This window comes from Pseudarthrobacter sp. Y6, from assembly GCF_050156205.1.
Classification (GTDB): domain Bacteria; phylum Actinomycetota; class Actinomycetes; order Actinomycetales; family Micrococcaceae; genus Arthrobacter.
In genome coordinates this window covers 4,130,975-4,147,476 of sequence record NZ_CP189574.1, presented here as the reverse complement: position 1 = coordinate 4,147,476, position 16,502 = coordinate 4,130,975, and the positions used below count along the sequence as shown (strand labels likewise).

Sequence of the window (16,502 nt, the reverse complement as noted above, 5' to 3'; positions counted from 1 at the left end):
ACATCAGCCCGACGGCACACGGATCAGCCAGGGCGTTTGGGGGCTTGACGGGAGCTCCGAACTGATCATGCATCGGTCGCAATAGCTATTTTTCGTCCCGACAAATGCGCCGTTATCGCCCCATTCCAGGTGCATCCTGAAACGGCGGCTAGGATCGAACTGACCCCTGTTTTCCATCCAAGGACCGCTGTCATCGACGTCGCAGACACTCGCCAGGCCGCCCATGAAACCGAATCCGCGCAGGCGCAGGCGCGTTCGGGAGAGGCCAGCCGCGTGGAACCCCCCGCCGTGAAATCTCTGCAAGACGATATTGTCCGGCGCGCCCGCGGATTGGCTTTCCCTGCCCGACGCACTGCCCATGGTGTCATCCGCGGCTGGCTGTCGGACCTGATCACCAACGGCGATCTGCCCAAGGGAACCAGACTCCCTGCCGAGCGTGAGCTCAGCCAGGCTTTGGGCGTCAGCCGCATGACTCTGCGCCAGGCCATGGACAGGCTGCAATCGTCCGGTTACATCGAACGGGTGGTGGGCCGCGGCGGGGGGTCGTTTGTGGCCCTGCAGCGGCCCACCGTGGATATTTCCAATTTGATGGGGCTCAGCCCGCAACTAATGAGGACGGCAGGCACGGCTTCCTCCACGGTGCTGGCTGCTGAGACTGTCGCCGTGCCTGAGCGGGTGGCTGAGGCCCTGGAGCTAGAAGCCGGTGCCCAGGTGCACTGGATCAGGCGCATCCGCTTTGCCGACGGGGTACCCGTCGTGCTGGAGAATTCGTTCTTCCCCCGTGATCTCTTTCCCGACCTGTTGGAGCGGAACCTGACCGGGTCTCTCTACAAGCTTATGGACAGTGAGTACGGGAATGCGCCTGCCAGTGCGGAGGAGGAGTTGCGTCCGGCGATTGTGGCGGTGGACGACGCGGCCCTGCTGCACGTGCCGCGGGATACGCTGGTTCTGGGCACCGTCCGCACAGCCCGGTCTGCGGAGGGGGTCCCGGTTGAGTATTCAGAGGACGTTTTCCGTACCGACAGGATCCGCATCATGGTCTCCGGCCGCGTGCAGGCAGAACAGCCCGGGCCAGTGGAATAGAGGCAGGGTTACCGTGACAGGATCCGCGTGGGCCTCAGGGGAATCCGCAGACAGTCCGGCGCCAGCCGTTCCACTACCACTGCGGCCAGCGGCAAAATGACCTCCCGCGGCGGGATCCCGGCAACGGCCACCGGCACCATTCCAGCGGCAGCGGCGGCGCGAAGGCCGGGTACGGAGTCCTCGAAGACGACCACACGGCCTGGTCCGGCCAGCCCGAGCGCCTGAGCCGCCTTGCGCAGCCCCTCGGGGTCCGGCTTGCCGTCCCTGACGTCGTCCTGAGTAACGATGACGCCGAATAAGTCCAGCAGCCCGGCCCTCTCCAGTGCCGGCAGGACGGTGGCCCTGCCAGCTCCTGTGACTACCCCGAGGCGGATCCCTGCTGTGTGCAGGGCACCGACCAATTCGCGTGCTCCCCGGGAGATGGGGCCGTGTTGGGCCACCGCTTCGTTGTAGCGCCCGTCCAACAGGTTCAGGAACTTCTCCACCGGCGCCGCCGGGGTCCCGGCCAACGCCATGATGGCTTCGGTGATTTCGCGGTCGCTGTGGCCGTGAAGGTCTGACCGGTACTGCATCCTTGTCAGGTCCAGCCCGCATTCCCGGGCTGCCAGTTCGATGAACAGTTCCTCGTAGATTCCTTCGTCGTCGGACAGCGTGCCGTTGAAATCGAACAGCACGCCGCTGCATTCCAGCAGGGTGCCGACCGTCGAGGCCAGGTGTCCGAATTCGGCGGTGGTCGCCGCCGTCGTTTCCGGTGCGGGGTTCATGGAAGTTCCTTTGATTGTCAGACTTGTTGTCTTATAAACCATGCCCCGGAAAGAGCCGGCATCTCGTCGGAATTATAAGGTCTAGACCGTTATTCATGTGGTGTTCACGTTGCGTCCGTCGACTGTCAACCGGTGGCCCGCACGCTGGTATCGGAATAGTTCCTGACCAACCCATGGAGATCCTCATGTCTGAGTTCCGCCTGTCCGCCGCTGTGTCTCGCCGCAACATTCTGCGCGGCCTCATTGGCACCGCCGGGCTGGTCGCGGCCGGTGGCAGCCTCGCCGCTTGCGGCGGTTCGGCTGCGTCCTCCGCCGCGGGGACCGTCGGCGCCAACCTTGAGGAGATCATCAAGCTGGCCAAGCAGGAAGGCCGGGTCCAGTTGATTGCCTGCCCTGAATCATGGGCCAACTACAAGGGCCATTTCCAGGCGTTCAAGGCCAAATATGGAGTGGATACCCCTGTGGACAGCCCGGATGCCTCCAGCGCCGAGGAACTGCAGGCGGTGAAGAACTCCAAGGGCCAGTCCTCGCAGCCGGACGTCATTGACGTCGGCTACTCCTTCACCCAGCCGGCCGTCGATCAGGGCCTTATCGAGGCTTACAAGCCCACTACATTCGAGCAGACCCCGGCGGAACTGAGGGACTCGAACGGTATGTGGGTCGGCGCGTATTACGGCGTGCTGAGCATCGGCGTCAACACCAACAACGTAGAAATGCCGAGGTCGTTCAAAGACCTGCTGGATCCGAAGTATAAAGGCAAGATCGCCTTGCCCGGAGACCCGCGCAAGGGTGCCACCTCCATGGCGACGGTCTTCGCCGCCACCCTGGCCAATGGCGGTTCGCTGGACGACGTCACAGCAGGCATCGAATTCTTCGCGCGGCTGGCCAAGTCAGGCAATCTGGTCAGCGTCACCTCAGTCGCGTCGGCCCTGAGCACCGGCCAGGCCTCCGTGCTCTTCGACTGGAACTACAATTTCCTGGGCATCGAAGAGGAAATGAAGCGCAGCGGCGTCGCGCTCCAGACCGCCATCCTGCCGGACGGGGTGTTCGGCAACTACTATGCCCAGCCCGTTACCATCCAGTCTCCGCGGCCCAACGCTGCGCGGCTGTGGATAGAGTGGCTGAACAGCGATGAGGGTGCAGAACAGTTCGCCTTGGGCGGCGCGGTTCCGGCACGCTATGCCCAGCTGAAGAAGGACGGAAAGCTGTCCCAGCAGGCCCTGAGTAAGCTGCCGCCCGCCGATGTCCTGGCAGGCATCAGGTTCCCCAGCATCGAGCAGGGCGCCAAGGCCGGCAAGACCATCACGGATCAGTGGAGCCAGAAGGTCGGAGCCTGATGGGCCAGGCGGACACCAAAACTGCTGCGCGTCCGGACCATGACGCCGCTGCCGCCGGCCCGACGGGCGGCGGTGAGACTCTGGCTACTGCGCCGTTGAATCATTGCTTCGTGCCCGGCAGTGCGGGTCGACGTCGGAGACCAGCCATCTCGGGGGCCTGGCTCGGACTCCTGCCGTATCTCGGCTTCCTCGTCCTATTCCTGATCATCCCGGTGGTGGCGAATCTTTGGAACACCTTCGTCTCGCACGGAAGGTTCTCCCTCGATTCGATTTCCAGGTTGCTGGAGCCGCAGTACCGTGATGCGTTCCTGACAACCATCAGTCTCTCGCTCGTGACGGCGGCGCTTGGCGGCGCCGGAGGCCTCATACTGGCTTGGGCCTTGAACGCCGCAGAAAAGCCGCGTTGGCTCAGGAACCTGGTGCTCTCCTATTCGGCGGTCGCGTCCCAGCTCGGCGGCGTCCCGCTGGCATTCGCCTTCATTGCCGCCATGGGTGTGCAGGGTGTGGTCACCCGCAGCGTCCTGGACATCACTGGCTGGGACTTGAGCCAGACATTCCCGCTGGCCTCCTTCGCCGGGCTGGTGGTCGTCTATCTCTATTTTCAGGTTCCCCTGATGGCCATTCTTATGTTGCCGGCCTTCGGCGCCCTGAAGAAACAGTGGGCCGAGGCCGCGGCCAGTCTGGGCGCGTCCCCGTGGCAGTACCTGCGCGACGTAGCGTTTCCCATCCTGTGGCCCCCGGTACTGGGAGCGTTGCTGCTGCTGTTCGCGAATTCCTTCAGCGCCTATGCCACGGCCTACGCGCTGGCGGGCGGCCGCGTGAATCTGGTCCCCATCCTGATTGGCTTCTTCATCTCCGGCGACGTCCTCATGGATGAGAGCTTCGCCGCCGCGCTGGTGACGGGGATGATCGTCATCATCGTGGTCACCATGGCCCTGCGATCCATCCTCGAAAGGAGGGCCGGGAAGTGGCTTCGCTGAGCCCTGCGGCGCGCCGCCGCGGTCTGCAGCTCACAGTGAGCCTCATCTTCGCGGTTGCCCTGATCCTGTTCTTCACCCCGATCCTCGCCGCGGCCGTCTTCGGGTTCACGCTCCCGGGACGGGGAGTCAGTTTCGAGTCCATCGCACTGGCCCTGCGCAACGCCAACTTCGTGCCGCAGCTACTGCTCACCCTGCAACTCGCGGTGTTGAGCACCCTGGCCTCGCTGGCATTGCTGGTGCCCACGCTCCTGTGGCTTCATCTCAAACAGCCCGGACTGCTGCGCTTCGCGGAATGGCTCTCGGTCATCCCGTATGTGGTGCCGGCCATCGCCCTGGTCAGCGGGGCCAGCCTGTTCTTCCGGGCTGTCCTGCCCGGTTTCCTGGCCAGTTCATATTCGCTAGTTCCGTTCTACATGGTGCTGAGCCTGCCGCTGGTGTACCGGACACTGGACGCAGGCATCCGTGCCCTGGATGTGAAGACATTGTTTGCCGCCAGCGCCAGCCTCGGCGCCAACCCGGCCCAGACGCTGTTCACCGTGATCCTGCCGAACCTGCAGCCGGCCCTGTTGGGCGCCTCCCTCCTGTCGGTGGCTCTGGTGCTGGGCGAGTACGCTCTGGCAGCCCTGCTGCTGCACAACACGTTCCCGGTTTTTCTGCTGCAAATCGGCAACAATCAGCCCCGCGCGGCCGCTGCGCTGTCCTTCATCGTCATCATCACCACCTGGCTGCTGCTCATGACCCTCTCCGCCGCAGGGTCTGCCCGGGCCGCTTCCCCATCCACCTCCCGCAAGGCGCGCCGGTCCGCGCGCGCCGCGGCATCCCCGAAAGGAGACCGTTGATGTCCCGCACGGCCGCCGAAGTCCAGCTGTCCAACATCACCATGGCCTACGGCCGCAAAACGGTGCTCAAGAACCTTGACCTGAAGCTAGAGGGCGGGGAGCTGCTGGCGCTGCTGGGCCCCTCCGGGTGCGGAAAGACCACCATCCTGCGGGTGCTGGCCGGTTTCGAAAGCCCGCAGGAGGGCGCGGTATCCATAGCCGGCCGGGACGTCACCATGGATGCGGTGCGCACCCGGGGCATCGGCGTCGTCTTTCAGGCTTACAGCCTGTTTCCCCACATGACGGCGAGGGATAACGTGGCCTACGGCCTGCGGATCCGCGGCACCAGCATCAGCAGGCGCACGGCGCGCGCCGCGGAACTGCTGGAGACCGTGGGCCTTGCCGAGCATGCGGAGAAGTTCCCGCACCAGCTCTCCGGCGGCCAACAGCAACGTGTGGCGCTGGCCCGGGCGCTGGCGATTGAACCGCGGGTGCTGCTGCTGGACGAGCCACTCTCCGCCCTCGATGCGAAGGTCCGGGTCCATCTGCGCGAGGAAATTCGGCGGGTCCAGACCCAGGCAGGGACCACCACCCTCCTGGTCACCCATGACCAGGAAGAAGCACTGACCACCGCGGACCGAATCGGCGTGATGTACGATGGCCGGATCGAACAGCTTGACGCTCCGGAGGTCATTTACCGGCGTCCCGCAACCGCGTTCGTCTCCGAATTCGTCGGTGTGACCAACCGCATTCCGGCAGTCCCGGACGGCAGACGTGTCCTGGTTCTCGGGCGGCAACTCAGCATCACCAATCCGGAAACGGCCGGAGGCAGTGCCGCGCTGGTGGCGCTGATCCGGCCCGAGGACCTCGCCGTCAGCGACGATTCCACCGGCGCAAGCCTGGTCACCTCCCTGGTACTGCGCGGGGCCATAACCAGTGTGAACGTCCAATCGCAGGACGACGTGGGCCAGACCCTGCGGATCGACGTGCCGGCCCACGAAGCCATGAAATTCACTGCCGGCCAGCGCGTTGCTGTCTCCGCCCTCAGGGACACCACGCTGGTGGGGCACGCACGGACCGCACTGAAGGAAGAGGACGCCGCATGAAAACCAAGATTCTCCTCGTCGGGATAGACGGGTTGATCCTGGACACCGCGCTGGACGCTGGCTGCGCGCCAACGCTGGCAGGTCTCAAGACAGCCGGGTGCTTCGCTGAACTGACCATGGAGGTCCCCACCCTCTCCGGCCCGGGATGGTCCACACTGCTGACAGGGTCCACCCACGCCGAACACGGCGTGCGGGACAACCTGTTCGCGGGGCACGATCTCCTCACCCGCCCGGACCTGCTCAGCCGCGCCTACTACCAGGACCAAACCACCAGCACCTTCGCCGCGGCAGGATGGCCGCCGCTGGTGGATCCAACCGGCATCGGCCCGGTAATACACGAGCGCAGGGAACAGCAGCGCGCGGGCCGGCACCGCATCATCGCCCTCGACGGCGAGACGTACGGATACCAAAAGATCGACGCCGAGATCGCGGACTTCTCTGTTTATACCCTCACGAAGTCCGGTCCGGACGTCAGCTTCGTGTACTTCTGCGACGCGGATGACGCAGGACACCTCAACGGGGTGGTCGGCGGACACTATCTGCAAGCAATCGCCCGCATAGACGCCCATCTTGCCAGGCTTCACGCCGCGCTGGAGGAGCGCGCCGTAACCCGCGGCGAGGAATGGCTGATGGTACTCACCACCGATCACGGCCACGTGGATGAGGGCGGCCACGGCCACGACAGCCCGCAGGAACGCGCGTCCTTTGTGATCGCCGCTGGGATCGGCAGGGGCAACCCGGATTGGCCCACCATGTTCACGCCGGATCGACTCGTGCCAATGCTCCTGGCCGAAAGGGCGTAGGGCTGACCGCCGCTCGATGACAGCGCCTTCGCGACCCAAGCCGACCAGCGCCTGGCGGATGGCCGGCCCGGACCGCATCGCGGTCTACTCCGTCACCGGGCCCTTCGTGCCCGGCAGCGGCTTCCGCGAACCCGTCCGCGCGATCACCCGATCCACCACATCCGGCGGAAACACCGCGTCAAAAAGCCGATCGAGACATGATCACTCAACCGTTCAGGACCTTCGGGTGACACCCATCCACTACCCAACAGACACGAAAGGCCCGGTGGCCGCCTTCGGGGCGGTTGCCGGGCCTTTCGCTATTGAATGGTTGCGTAGTGATCAGGGGCTGCGCTTGGCGAGCCTGGAGACGGTTGGTAATTAGCCCAGATACCAGCCTGGGGGAGCCCACGATGCAGGAACATTGTGGGCGGAGAAATTTTCGCAACGGGTGCAGGTGTAGGCGACTTCGCCCAGCGTCCTGACCGCCCCGTCACGCCGGTACACCGGTGGAATGTAGGACTCCAGGTAAATGAATTCATCCGTGCCGCACTTGTCGCACGTGGGCTTGCCGATGTACTCGGCCGCCCGCGAAATGCCGGCGTTGTGGCTGGAATGATGCGTGACCAGCGGCCGTACAGTGCTATGTCGCTGGGCATATACGGTGTGTAAATGGGTGTTCTCGGCTGTCGTCATTGGCTGCCTATCCCGAGTGCGGCCGCATCATGGGCTGCATGGCGCACTCGTAGTGTTGAACCGGCCACTGCTTGACCCATGGATATTCCAGCATAGGCGAGGCGGGCTTTTACTTCAATGGTTCGTTGCCAGCGCTGATTCCTGCGGCAAATTCGGTTAAACCGACTTCTTGAGCGTCCGCCCGACGATGGCCTGGGTCAGCGCATCGATCACTTCGGCGTTGGCCAGCGGGTTACGGATCAGGGTGAAATCGACGTCGCCCACCGGAGGCAGGTTAAACCGGCGGGTGATGATCAACAGGTCCTCGGGAACCAACGACGTCGGCATCACGGCAACGCCGATGCCTGCCCGGAGTGCCGCCAGGACGCCACTGATCTGCCGGGTAGTGCACGTGATCCGCCACGTCCGCCCGCTTGATTCCAGCGCATCGATGGCCAATTTCCGGCTGAGGCTGGGGGACGGGTAGGCGATCAGGGGTACGGGATCCCCGGGCTCCAGGGACGTCTGCTCCAGTCCTACCCAGGAAAAGGTGTCGTGCTGGACCACGGTGCCGTCTTTGACGCCGGCCACCCACTTCACAAACACCAGGTCCAGCTGGCCGGCGTTGAGTTTCTTGTACAGCTGGTCGCTCTGGCCAACGGTGAGCTCGAGGTTGATCTGTGGATAGACCTGGCGGAACTCACGAAGGATCCGGGGGAGGCCGGTGATGGCCAGGTCATCGGCCGTGCCAAAACGCAGCCGGCCCCGCATGGCCGAGCCCGAGAAATATCGGGTGGCGGCATCGTGGGCCGAAAGGATGGTGCGCGCGAAGCCGGCCATCGCGTCCCCGTTGTCCGTCAGGCGGACATCGCGGGTGTCCCTGCTGACGAGGTTGCGCTTGGCAGCCGTCTCCAGCTTGCGGACGTGCTGGCTAACGGTCGGCTGTGCCAGGCCCAGGCGTTCCGCTGCCTTGGTGAAGCTGAGCGTCTCGGCCACGGCCAGGAACGAACGGAGCTGGGCGGGTTCGAACACGGTGGACTCCTCTTGCTGCCGGGCCGGCTGTTCACCCACGTCAGAGTGGATGTTATTACACTTCGTAATGGTAGTTATAGACGCGATAGGGCTACATAATCACCTGGAACCAGCCTAGCGTGGGAAGCATCCCAGTCCGCCCGCTTCCCTGAGGACACCCCTGTGGCACCCCCACCGCCAACGTCGGCAACCATCAGCCAGCCCGTCATCGATTCCGCGTCCGCTTCAACTGCCTCCGCCCAGACCCAACCCATCGCCGTCGTCAGTGAACACCTTCCGTGGCGGCACACGTTTATCTCCCTGAGAGTCCCCAATTTCCGCATCTTCGCGATCGGGCACTTTGTCGCGGTCGTCGCAATCTGGATGCAGCGGATCGCCCAGGACTGGCTGGTGTTGGAACTGTCCGGTTCCGTCACCGCCGTTGGCATCACCGTGGCGCTGCAGTTCATGCCGTCGCTGCTTCTGGGGCCGTGGGGCGGCATGATGGCGGACCGGTTCGCCAAACGCAGGATCCTCATCCTGTGCCAGAGCCTCGCCGCGGTCCTCGCGGCAGCACTCGCGGTGCTTGCCCTGACCGGCGCCATCGAAGTGTGGCACGTCTACGCCATTGCTCTGCTGCTGGGCCTGGTCACAGTGCTGGATCAGCCCGCACGGCAGGTGTTCGTCAACGAACTGGTGGGACCCAGATACCTCCGGAACGCCATCAGCGTCAACTCCACCACGTTCCAGCTGGGCGGCCTGATCGGTCCGGCACTGGCGGGACTGCTGCTCACTGCCGTCGGCGCCGGCTGGGCCTTCGCCGCGAATGCGCTGGCGTGCTGCTCCACGGTGACCATGCTGCTGCTCCTGCGCAAGGACCAGCTGTTCGTCAGCGCTCCCGCCCCCAAGAAGAAGGGCATGCTGCGGGAAGGACTGCAGTACGCGCTCAGCAAGCCCACCATCTACTGGCCGTGGCTGATGGCCGGCTTCATCTCCGTCTTCGCCATGAGCCTTCCCGTGCTGCTCGCCGCGTTCGCGGACCGCGTGTTCGACGTCGGCGCCGGCGGCTATGGACTGTTGAACGCCCTGGTGGCACTGGGTGCGTTGGCCGGTGCCGTCGCGTCCACCCGGCGGCGCCAGTTGCGGCTCCGCTCCGTGGTGTTCTGCGCCGGAATGTATGGCCTGATGCTGTGCCTGGCCGCGCTGACGCCGTCCATGGTGTGGTTCAGCGTGGTGATGGTCCTGTCCGGATTCTGGTGCCTGATGTTCCTCACCGGCTCCAACCAGCTGGTCCAGATCAGCTCCAACATGGGCATCCGGGGCCGGGTCATGAGCCTGTACATCATGGTGCTGATCGGCGGCCAGGCCATCGGCGGGCCCATGCTCGGCTGGATCGCCGAGCACGTGGACCCGCACGTGGCACTCGTGGTGTCCGGCGGGGTGCCGGCGCTCGCCGCGGTGACTGTCGCCGTCGTCCTCGCCCGAAAGGGCGCGCTGGCGCTCAGGGTTGATCTCAAGGACCGCCGCCACCCGCTGCGGATCGTCAGCCGGGTGGCCGCGGCAGCCTAAGCTGACCGGTCCTGACTGGACAGTGCCTCCCGGACCGGTGTGTACGGAACCCCCGGCAGCTTGGTGCGTTCGATGGCGGCATCGAAGGACATCTCGGCGGCACCCAGGTGGACGGCTCCGCCCAGAACACGGCCCCACTGCGGTGCCACAAGCCGGGCCCCTGCCGCGGCGGCGCGAAGCAGTGGGAGCGGAAGCCGGACTGTCCGTCCGCCCCCGTTGCCTTCGATCAGCAGGGCCGCCAGCGCGTTCAATGTCAGGTTGTCTGGCCCGCCGACGTCCACAGCCTGACCGTTCAGCCTGCCTTCGAGGGCGAAACGGCCTGCGGCGGCCAAATCCCGGGCGCTGACAAAGTTGACTGGATTGTCCCCGCGCCCGAACACCACGGCAACGCCACTCTTCCGCAGCGATTCACCCATGATCGCCGTGTACGTTTCCAGGATGGTGGTGGGCCGCAAAATGGTCCACTCAAGGCTGCTGCCCACCAACTGCCGCTCGGCCGCGAACTTCATCCGTGCCAGCTCCAGTGGGTGTGATGCCGACGCTCCGCGCATCGAGAAGAGCACAAACTGACGGACGCCAGCCGCCTCTGCGGCCTTCATCAGGTTGATATTGCCGCCGCGGTCCACGGCCGACGGAGTGCTGCCGGATTGCGGGCCGAAGCCACTGACGGCGGAGACGACGGCGGTGCAACCGCTAAGTGCGCTGGCCAGATCCGCCGGGTTCTCCGCGTCCCCGATGACGGCGTTCAGGCCTGCTTCCTTGAGCGCGGACGCCTTGTCGCTGCTCCGCGTGAGGATCCGGAACGGCATTCTGGCGTCCTGCAAAACGTGAGCGAGAACGCTCCCAAGGGTGCCGGTTCCGCCGGCCAGCAGGATCATGACTGCACGCTTTCCGAGATGGTCGCTGTGATAAGAACAATAGTACTTCGGCGGAAGGTAGCCGAGCCTAAGCGGGCAGGTGCGGGTACTCGGCCTCGCGCCGCTGGAACTCCAGCACATCCTTGTTGAGGACCACGCCGTCGCGGATTTCGATGGCGCGGGAAATGGTTTCGTTCCCGTCCCACTCCGCGGGGCCGCCGATGACCGTCTCAAGGAACGGCAGCAGGGCCTGGCTGATCTCCCAGCTGGAGGAATTCCAGAGGTAGGACGGGCTGTGGTCCACCGCGTAATAGTTGATGTGGTCGCCGATGGTGAACATCGGTTCGGCGAACGTGGTGGAGCGCGCCCAGCTGAAGCCCATTCCCTCGTCGCATGACACGTCGACCACCAGGCTGCCCGGGCTGAACGCCGCGAGGTCCTCAGTCCGCAAGTACGTCAGTGGATTGTTTGGATCCTGCAGCGTGCAGTTGACCACGATGTCGCTCTCGGCCAGGAACGGCGCCAGCGGAACCCTGCCCCGCTCGGTGATGACCTGGCTCAGGAAGGGGGCCTTGTCGTCGTGATCAAACTGGACGATGTTGACCGAGTGGATCGGGGCGCCAACGGCGGCGACTCCCCGGTTGGTCAGCACCTGGACGTCGTGGATGCCATGCGCGTTCAGCGCGGTCACGGCGCCGCGGGCAGTAGCGCCGAAGCCGATCACCACGGCACTGAGCCGGCGGCCGTAGTCACCCGTGGATCCGGTGAGCGAGAGCGCATGAAGCACCGAGCAGTACCCGGCAAGCTCGTTGTTTTTGTGGAAAACGTGAAGCCCGAAGCCGCCGTCGCTCGCCCAGTGGTTCATTGCTTCGAAGGCAATGAGCGTGAGCTTCTTGTCGATGGCCAGCTGCGTGATGGCACGGTCCTGGACGCAGTGCGGCCAGCCCCAGAGGATCTGGCCGTCGCGCAGTTCCGCGAGGTCCTCGGGCTGCGGTTTCGGCAGGAGGACGACGTCGGCCTCCGCCAGCAGCGCTCCCTTGGTGGCCATTTTGCCCACGAGGGTTGCGAGGTGGTCATCCGAAACGCCGAAACGCTCGCCGTAGCCCTGCTCCAGGATGATGCGCTGGCGCAGTTCCGGAACGATCCGCTCAAAATGCAGGGGGTGGATGGGGAGGCGTTGTTCGTCCGGTTTCCGGGTGGATGCCAGGACGCCCAGGGTCAGGTGGCTCTGTTGGCCACTCACTTCTTTTTGGCGGCCTTGGACGTGATGTCCAGGGAGGTGGCCGGCGCTCCGGCGGCCCGCTTGTCGGCGCGCTTTTCCTTGATGGACTTGCCGGCTTTTTTGGATGCTGCTTGACGCGGGGACTTGTCGGCCATGATTGCTCCTGTAGCGGAACCGAAGAGGTTCCTGACTTCTGACGATACACGGCGGGACCTAACAGGCCGCCGGGAAATGGCCGAAGGGAGCCGGTTCCGATGCGTCGGCGCGGCGGCCATTGTGCCCGCGGGTTCCCGGTGTGAAAATGGCGCTCTGGGCACTGTGCCGGGCAGGCCTGCGGAAGTACGGGAACAGCATCATGGGAACCATCACGATTGAAAGCACAGTCCTTATCCCCTGTGGACGGCCGGAGGTCTACGCATTTTGCGTGGATGCCCAGGCCCGCTCGGCAGTTCCAGGCCAGGAGGGTGCGGTGCTCCATGTCGAGGACCAGGTGGCGGACCGGTCCTGGACCGAAACACACGAAACCCGCACCGAAACCATCACCTGTTCCTGCGTGGTGTATCCCGTGGCGGACAGTACCCGGCTGACCGTGACTGCGCAGTACATTCCCAAGGGAATCGGGCGCATGTTTTCCGGAGCCAAGGAGGGCGCCTGCCGGAAACAGGAGGCGGCCCGGCTGGCGGCGCTGAAGAAGGCCGTGGAACGGGAGATCAGGAAGGCCAGGAGCAGCCAGGAGCAGCTAGGAATCGCTGCGGCGGTGCGAAAACGGTGGAGCGGCTGACGGGAATCGGACCCGCGTATCAAGCTTGGGAAGCTAGCGCTCTACCATTGAGCTACAGCCGCATCGCCCCAATTTGAGCGGGGCAGAACTTAGCTTAGCGCAGATGCGATCCCGCGCCCGCAACCGTGACCACGCACTGGACCCGTGTCCGCCGGTCTGGCCCGGACCCGCGGCGTCATCCAGTAACTCTTCAATAACGGCGGCGTCGGTGGCTAGGTCCGGGGCGGGCCAAGTGGCTACTCTGAACGCGTTAGCTGCGGTGTCATGGGGGTGGGGCGGGGCTACCACCTGACCAGCGCTAACTAAGGACTCCCATGGCATTTGCAGAGCACGAGGTGCTTATCCGGTGCGACGCAATGACCGTGTACACATTCCTGGTGGACGGAATGAACCTTCCCCAATGGCGCAAGGGTATCCGCAGCATCGGCCTGATGTCCGGTGCCGCCGGAACCAAGGGCGCCGTCTACCGGCAGACAACCACGGGCCGGTCAGGACGGACCATCCCCGCCGATTTCGAAATAACCCAGGCAAGGCCCGGCGCCGAGATCCAGTTCCGCGTGATCTCGGGACCGTCACAGCCCACCGGCGGCTACTACCTCAGCACCGAACCGGCCGGCACCCGGGTCAGGTTCGCCCTCGAATACCAGCCCAAAGGCCTCCTGGGCCTGATGAACACCGGCATCCAGCGCACCATCAAGGCCGAAGTGTCCCAGCTCGCGCGGCTCAAAGATGTCCTGGAAGTGCGGACGGCGGCCTGAGGGCTACTGCGCCAGCCGCTGGCCCGCCCAGCTTCCGGTGAAGTTCGACGGCGACGCCAGGGTTCCGGCGCTCAGGTCCCAGTACTGCACCACATCATTGGCCCGGCGCAGTGCCACTCCCGTGGAGTTCAGGGCTGTCACGTCGCGCAGCGGACGGATCCCGGTGACATCAGTCCAGCCGGTGGCGACGGTGGGCCGCACTTCGACGCGTGGCGCCGGAGTGCCTGCTCCGCGGTAAAGCTGCACGCCGCCGTCGACCTTTATCGCCAGGAGATCCTGGAAACCGTCGGCGTCATAATCCGCCATGCTCAGCTTCCGGGCCGTCACTCCGGTCGCCATGGTTGTGCGCGAGGACATGTCGGCGAGGCCCACATTCGGGTAGAGGAACAGGTTGCCGGCGGTATCCAACGCGACGAGTTGGGGCAGGCGGTTGTTGGCACACCAGCCGCCCACAGCCAGCGTCAAAGTCTCCCAGCCGCCCGTGCCCAGAGTGACCGACGACTGGAACCCGCCGGTGGCGATGCCTCGGTGGAGGGTCAGCCGGCCGTCGTTCCATTGGGTCAGGAGGTCATAGGCGCCGTCGCGGTCCCAGTCCGTGGAGAAGACTTCCTTGGCCGTTCCGAAACCGGAGCCGATGACCGTCGCGGCCCCGTAGGTCCGGTTCCCTGTGGCGGGGCGGTTGATGAGCTGGCCTGACGCGTTGATGGTCACCAGGTCGGCGGCACTGGTGATGGCCGCGCTGGCCAGATTCAGGGTGGGCGGCATGTGCTTGAACGCCGGATCGCACACGGTTGGCGCCGGGCCGGGGAAAGCGCCACCGCCGGCGGGGCTGCCCCCGGGGGACGTGACAGTGCCGGCGGGGAGGGTGGTGTAGCCGAAGAAGTTCACCACGCCCCAGATGGTGTACAGACTGTTCGTGTAGGAGATCCCGGCGCCCATGACGTTGAAGCGCGGATCGAGCAGCATGGCGTTGTGCCCGGGAGAGCCTTTCCACCACTCCACCAGCTTCGCCGCGTCGCGGTCTGTACGGATGGCGATGACTTCGCCGGCACCATTGTTCGGGTTCAAGGCGCGGGGATCCGTCCAGAAACTGGCCCGATGCTCGATCACTTCCCGGGTGGCAATACTGTCGGACCATTCCTGCGCCATGCCGGCCACCGTGGGGTGGTACTTGACCGGTGGCAGGCCATTGGCCACCCGGTATTCGTTGATCTTGGTGAATACCGTAAGGATGGCGGCCGCGTTGTTGTCCGGGACGAGGGCTTCGGTGCCAAGAGATTCGGTAGTGAGCGATTCCGTGGCGGGGGCTGGCGCGGCGGGAGCCGCGGTTTTGTTGGGGGCCAGTTCAGATTCTGGGGCCCAGAGCGGCGGCACGGAGGGCGGCTCGGGCGCGACTGGTTCGGCGATGGTGGTCACGGGTGCAGTCACCGCCGCCGCCGGCGGCTCCGTTGCGGTGCCTGGCGTGCCTTCGTCACCGGTGGGCGACGCCGGTGTGATCACCGGATCCACTGCTGGGGCGAGCGGAGACCCGGTGCCGGTGTCCGCGTCGGCCGCACCGCCGTCGTCGTCCGCTGTTCCCGCCGGGCCCAACGTGACCGCGCGGGGCCCCAGGGCACCCGCCTGGACTGACGGCTGATCCACCGGCGGACCGGAATACATGCCGGCGGCCGGGGACACGAGTGCGAGCGCGCATAACATCGCCACGACGGCGGGCGCCGCAAATTTATTCAAAACCAACCCCAGATCAGTTCAGTTGTACCAACCGGGAGACCATCCGGCGGCGGTCATTCTGAGGCAACATTAGCCCCACGCCGCGACAGCAACAATGCATGCGGTATTTTGGGAGGCGTGCTGATCTCTGACCGCGACATTCGTGCCGAACTAGACTCCCAACGGATCGTCCTCGAACCGTACGATCCCGAGATGGTCCAGCCGTCGTCGGTGGACGTGCGGATCGACCGGTTTTTCCGACTTTTCGACAACCATAAGTACGCGCATATCGACCCCGCGGAAGAGCAGCCCGAGCTGACGCGGCTGGTGGAAGTGGAGAGCGGCGAGCCGTTCATCCTGCACCCCGGCGAGTTTGTGCTGGGCTCCACTTACGAGACCGTCACGCTGCCGGACGATATTGCTGCGCGGTTGGAAGGCAAGTCCTCGCTGGGCCGTCTGGGCTTGCTGACGCACTCGACGGCCGGGTTTATTGATCCGGGATTTTCCGGCCACGTCACGCTGGAGCTCTCCAATATGGCCACGCTGCCTATCAAGCTCTGGCCTGGCATGAAGATCGGCCAGCTGTGCTTCTTCCGGCTGACCTCTGCTGCTGAGTTTCCTTACGGCTCCGGCGAATACGGCAACCGCTACCAGGGCCAGCGCGGGCCGACAGCCAGCCGCAGCCACCTGAACTTCCACCGCACCGAGGTCTGACCCTCTTCCATCGAGGGACCACGTCTCGGCGCTAACCTCCGTCGAAGAGTCGAAGAGATGGCGACAAAGGGTCATGGGGCAGTCGGGCTGGCAGCCGTCCCTCGGACGCGTCGCCTAAAATGCCGTCAGTCCGCGTCGTTGTCGCCGCTGGTGTTGATGGAGCCGTTAACGCCTGCCGGGAAGAATCCTCCGGAGGTGACCTGCTCGGGATTCAGGTACGCGATGTTCAGCACCTGGGCAGCGGTGCCGCTGAAACCCACACCATCACCGCTGACACCGGCACCGCGTTCGACGCCATCCTCAAACCCGGAACCGGCAACATGCATGGCATCCTC

At 65.0% G+C, this 16,502-nt stretch carries 18 protein-coding genes and 1 tRNA gene; 10 read left to right on the top strand and 9 right to left on the bottom strand.

The window, feature by feature from the left end; genetic code table 11:
* Positions 1-288: 288 nt before the first annotated feature.
* Positions 289-1,083: a GntR family transcriptional regulator gene (locus tag ACQCSW_RS20080; protein WP_426988757.1), complete on the top strand. Its 795-nt coding sequence runs from the start codon at positions 289-291 to the stop codon at positions 1,081-1,083.
* A gap of 8 nt (positions 1,084-1,091) precedes the next feature.
* Here the strand turns inward: ACQCSW_RS20080 and ACQCSW_RS20075 are convergent, their stop codons facing one another.
* Positions 1,092-1,847 carry an HAD family hydrolase gene (locus ACQCSW_RS20075; RefSeq protein WP_426988755.1) on the bottom strand — a complete coding sequence of 252 codons (756 nt, stop codon included), beginning with the start codon at positions 1,845-1,847 and terminating at the stop codon, positions 1,092-1,094.
* Between the two features lie 185 nt (positions 1,848-2,032).
* Here ACQCSW_RS20075 and ACQCSW_RS20070 point away from each other — a divergent pair, with 185 nt between their 5' ends.
* From ACQCSW_RS20070 to ACQCSW_RS20050, 5 genes are read left to right on the top strand one after another with little or no spacing between them, the layout of a single operon-like run.
* A complete protein-coding gene (locus tag ACQCSW_RS20070) occupies positions 2,033-3,184 on the top strand; it encodes an ABC transporter substrate-binding protein (RefSeq protein WP_426988753.1) in 1,152 nt (383 codons plus the stop codon).
* Positions 3,184-4,164: an ABC transporter permease gene (locus tag ACQCSW_RS20065; RefSeq protein WP_426988751.1), complete on the top strand. Its 981-nt coding sequence runs from the start codon at positions 3,184-3,186 to the stop codon at positions 4,162-4,164. The genes ACQCSW_RS20070 and ACQCSW_RS20065 overlap by 1 nt, the downstream gene beginning before the upstream one ends.
* On the top strand, positions 4,152-5,003 hold the full coding sequence (locus ACQCSW_RS20060; protein ID WP_426988749.1) for an ABC transporter permease: 852 nt from the start codon (positions 4,152-4,154) through the stop codon (positions 5,001-5,003). The genes ACQCSW_RS20065 and ACQCSW_RS20060 overlap by 13 nt, the downstream gene beginning before the upstream one ends.
* A complete protein-coding gene (locus ACQCSW_RS20055) occupies positions 5,003-6,088 on the top strand; it encodes an ABC transporter ATP-binding protein (RefSeq protein WP_426988747.1) in 1,086 nt (361 codons plus the stop codon). Before ACQCSW_RS20060 ends, ACQCSW_RS20055 begins: the two co-directional genes overlap by 1 nt.
* Positions 6,085-6,891 carry an alkaline phosphatase family protein gene (locus ACQCSW_RS20050; protein ID WP_426988745.1) on the top strand — a complete coding sequence of 269 codons (807 nt, stop codon included), beginning with the start codon at positions 6,085-6,087 and terminating at the stop codon, positions 6,889-6,891. Before ACQCSW_RS20055 ends, ACQCSW_RS20050 begins: the two co-directional genes overlap by 4 nt.
* Positions 6,892-7,251: 360 nt before the next feature.
* Here ACQCSW_RS20050 and ACQCSW_RS20045 read toward each other — a convergent pair whose 3' ends face one another.
* Together ACQCSW_RS20045 and ACQCSW_RS20040 are read right to left on the bottom strand one after the other, a co-directional pair.
* Positions 7,252-7,566, bottom strand: coding sequence for a hypothetical protein (locus ACQCSW_RS20045; RefSeq protein ID WP_426988743.1), 315 nt, complete (start codon positions 7,564-7,566; stop codon positions 7,252-7,254).
* A 156-nt stretch (positions 7,567-7,722) separates the two neighbouring features.
* Positions 7,723-8,577 carry a LysR substrate-binding domain-containing protein gene (locus ACQCSW_RS20040; protein WP_426988741.1) on the bottom strand — a complete coding sequence of 285 codons (855 nt, stop codon included), beginning with the start codon at positions 8,575-8,577 and terminating at the stop codon, positions 7,723-7,725.
* A 162-nt stretch (positions 8,578-8,739) separates the two neighbouring features.
* On the opposite strand from ACQCSW_RS20040, the gene ACQCSW_RS20035 reads away from it, so the two are divergent.
* A complete protein-coding gene (locus ACQCSW_RS20035) occupies positions 8,740-10,125 on the top strand; it encodes an MFS transporter (RefSeq protein ID WP_426988739.1) in 1,386 nt (461 codons plus the stop codon).
* Here the strand turns inward: ACQCSW_RS20035 and ACQCSW_RS20030 are convergent.
* The 3 genes from ACQCSW_RS20030 to ACQCSW_RS20020 form a co-directional block, all read right to left on the bottom strand.
* Positions 10,122-11,003, bottom strand: coding sequence for an SDR family oxidoreductase (locus ACQCSW_RS20030; RefSeq protein ID WP_426988737.1), 882 nt, complete (start codon positions 11,001-11,003; stop codon positions 10,122-10,124). The genes ACQCSW_RS20035 and ACQCSW_RS20030 overlap by 4 nt on opposite strands.
* Positions 11,004-11,070: 67 nt before the next feature.
* On the bottom strand, positions 11,071-12,225 hold the full coding sequence (locus tag ACQCSW_RS20025; RefSeq protein ID WP_426988735.1) for a N(5)-(carboxyethyl)ornithine synthase: 1,155 nt from the start codon (positions 12,223-12,225) through the stop codon (positions 11,071-11,073).
* A complete protein-coding gene (locus ACQCSW_RS20020) occupies positions 12,222-12,359 on the bottom strand; it encodes a hypothetical protein (RefSeq protein ID WP_167349828.1) in 138 nt (45 codons plus the stop codon). Before ACQCSW_RS20020 ends, ACQCSW_RS20025 begins: the two co-directional genes overlap by 4 nt.
* Before the next feature lie 146 nt (positions 12,360-12,505).
* Here ACQCSW_RS20020 and ACQCSW_RS20015 point away from each other — a divergent pair, with 146 nt between their 5' ends.
* Positions 12,506-12,985, top strand: a complete 480-nt coding sequence (locus ACQCSW_RS20015; RefSeq protein ID WP_426988733.1) for a hypothetical protein — start codon at positions 12,506-12,508, stop codon at positions 12,983-12,985.
* Here ACQCSW_RS20015 and ACQCSW_RS20010 read toward each other — a convergent pair.
* Positions 12,974-13,047 (bottom strand) — tRNA-Gly (locus tag ACQCSW_RS20010). The genes ACQCSW_RS20015 and ACQCSW_RS20010 overlap by 12 nt on opposite strands.
* A gap of 252 nt (positions 13,048-13,299) precedes the next feature.
* Between ACQCSW_RS20010 and ACQCSW_RS20005 the strand changes: the two genes are divergently transcribed.
* Complete coding sequence (locus tag ACQCSW_RS20005) at positions 13,300-13,743, top strand: SRPBCC family protein (protein ID WP_426988731.1); 444 nt, start codon at positions 13,300-13,302, stop codon at positions 13,741-13,743.
* A gap of 3 nt (positions 13,744-13,746) precedes the next feature.
* On the opposite strand, the gene ACQCSW_RS20000 is transcribed toward ACQCSW_RS20005, so the two are convergent.
* A complete protein-coding gene (locus ACQCSW_RS20000) occupies positions 13,747-15,474 on the bottom strand; it encodes a CAP domain-containing protein (RefSeq protein WP_426988729.1) in 1,728 nt (575 codons plus the stop codon).
* A gap of 117 nt (positions 15,475-15,591) precedes the next feature.
* Here ACQCSW_RS20000 and dcd point away from each other — a divergent pair, with 117 nt between their 5' ends.
* A complete protein-coding gene (gene dcd, locus ACQCSW_RS19995; protein ID WP_111908135.1) occupies positions 15,592-16,167 on the top strand; it encodes a dCTP deaminase in 576 nt (191 codons plus the stop codon).
* A 125-nt stretch (positions 16,168-16,292) separates the two neighbouring features.
* On the opposite strand, the gene ACQCSW_RS19990 is transcribed toward dcd, so the two are convergent.
* A complete protein-coding gene (locus ACQCSW_RS19990; protein ID WP_426988726.1) occupies positions 16,293-16,493 on the bottom strand; it encodes a hypothetical protein in 201 nt (66 codons plus the stop codon).
* Positions 16,494-16,502: the final 9 nt, after the last annotated feature.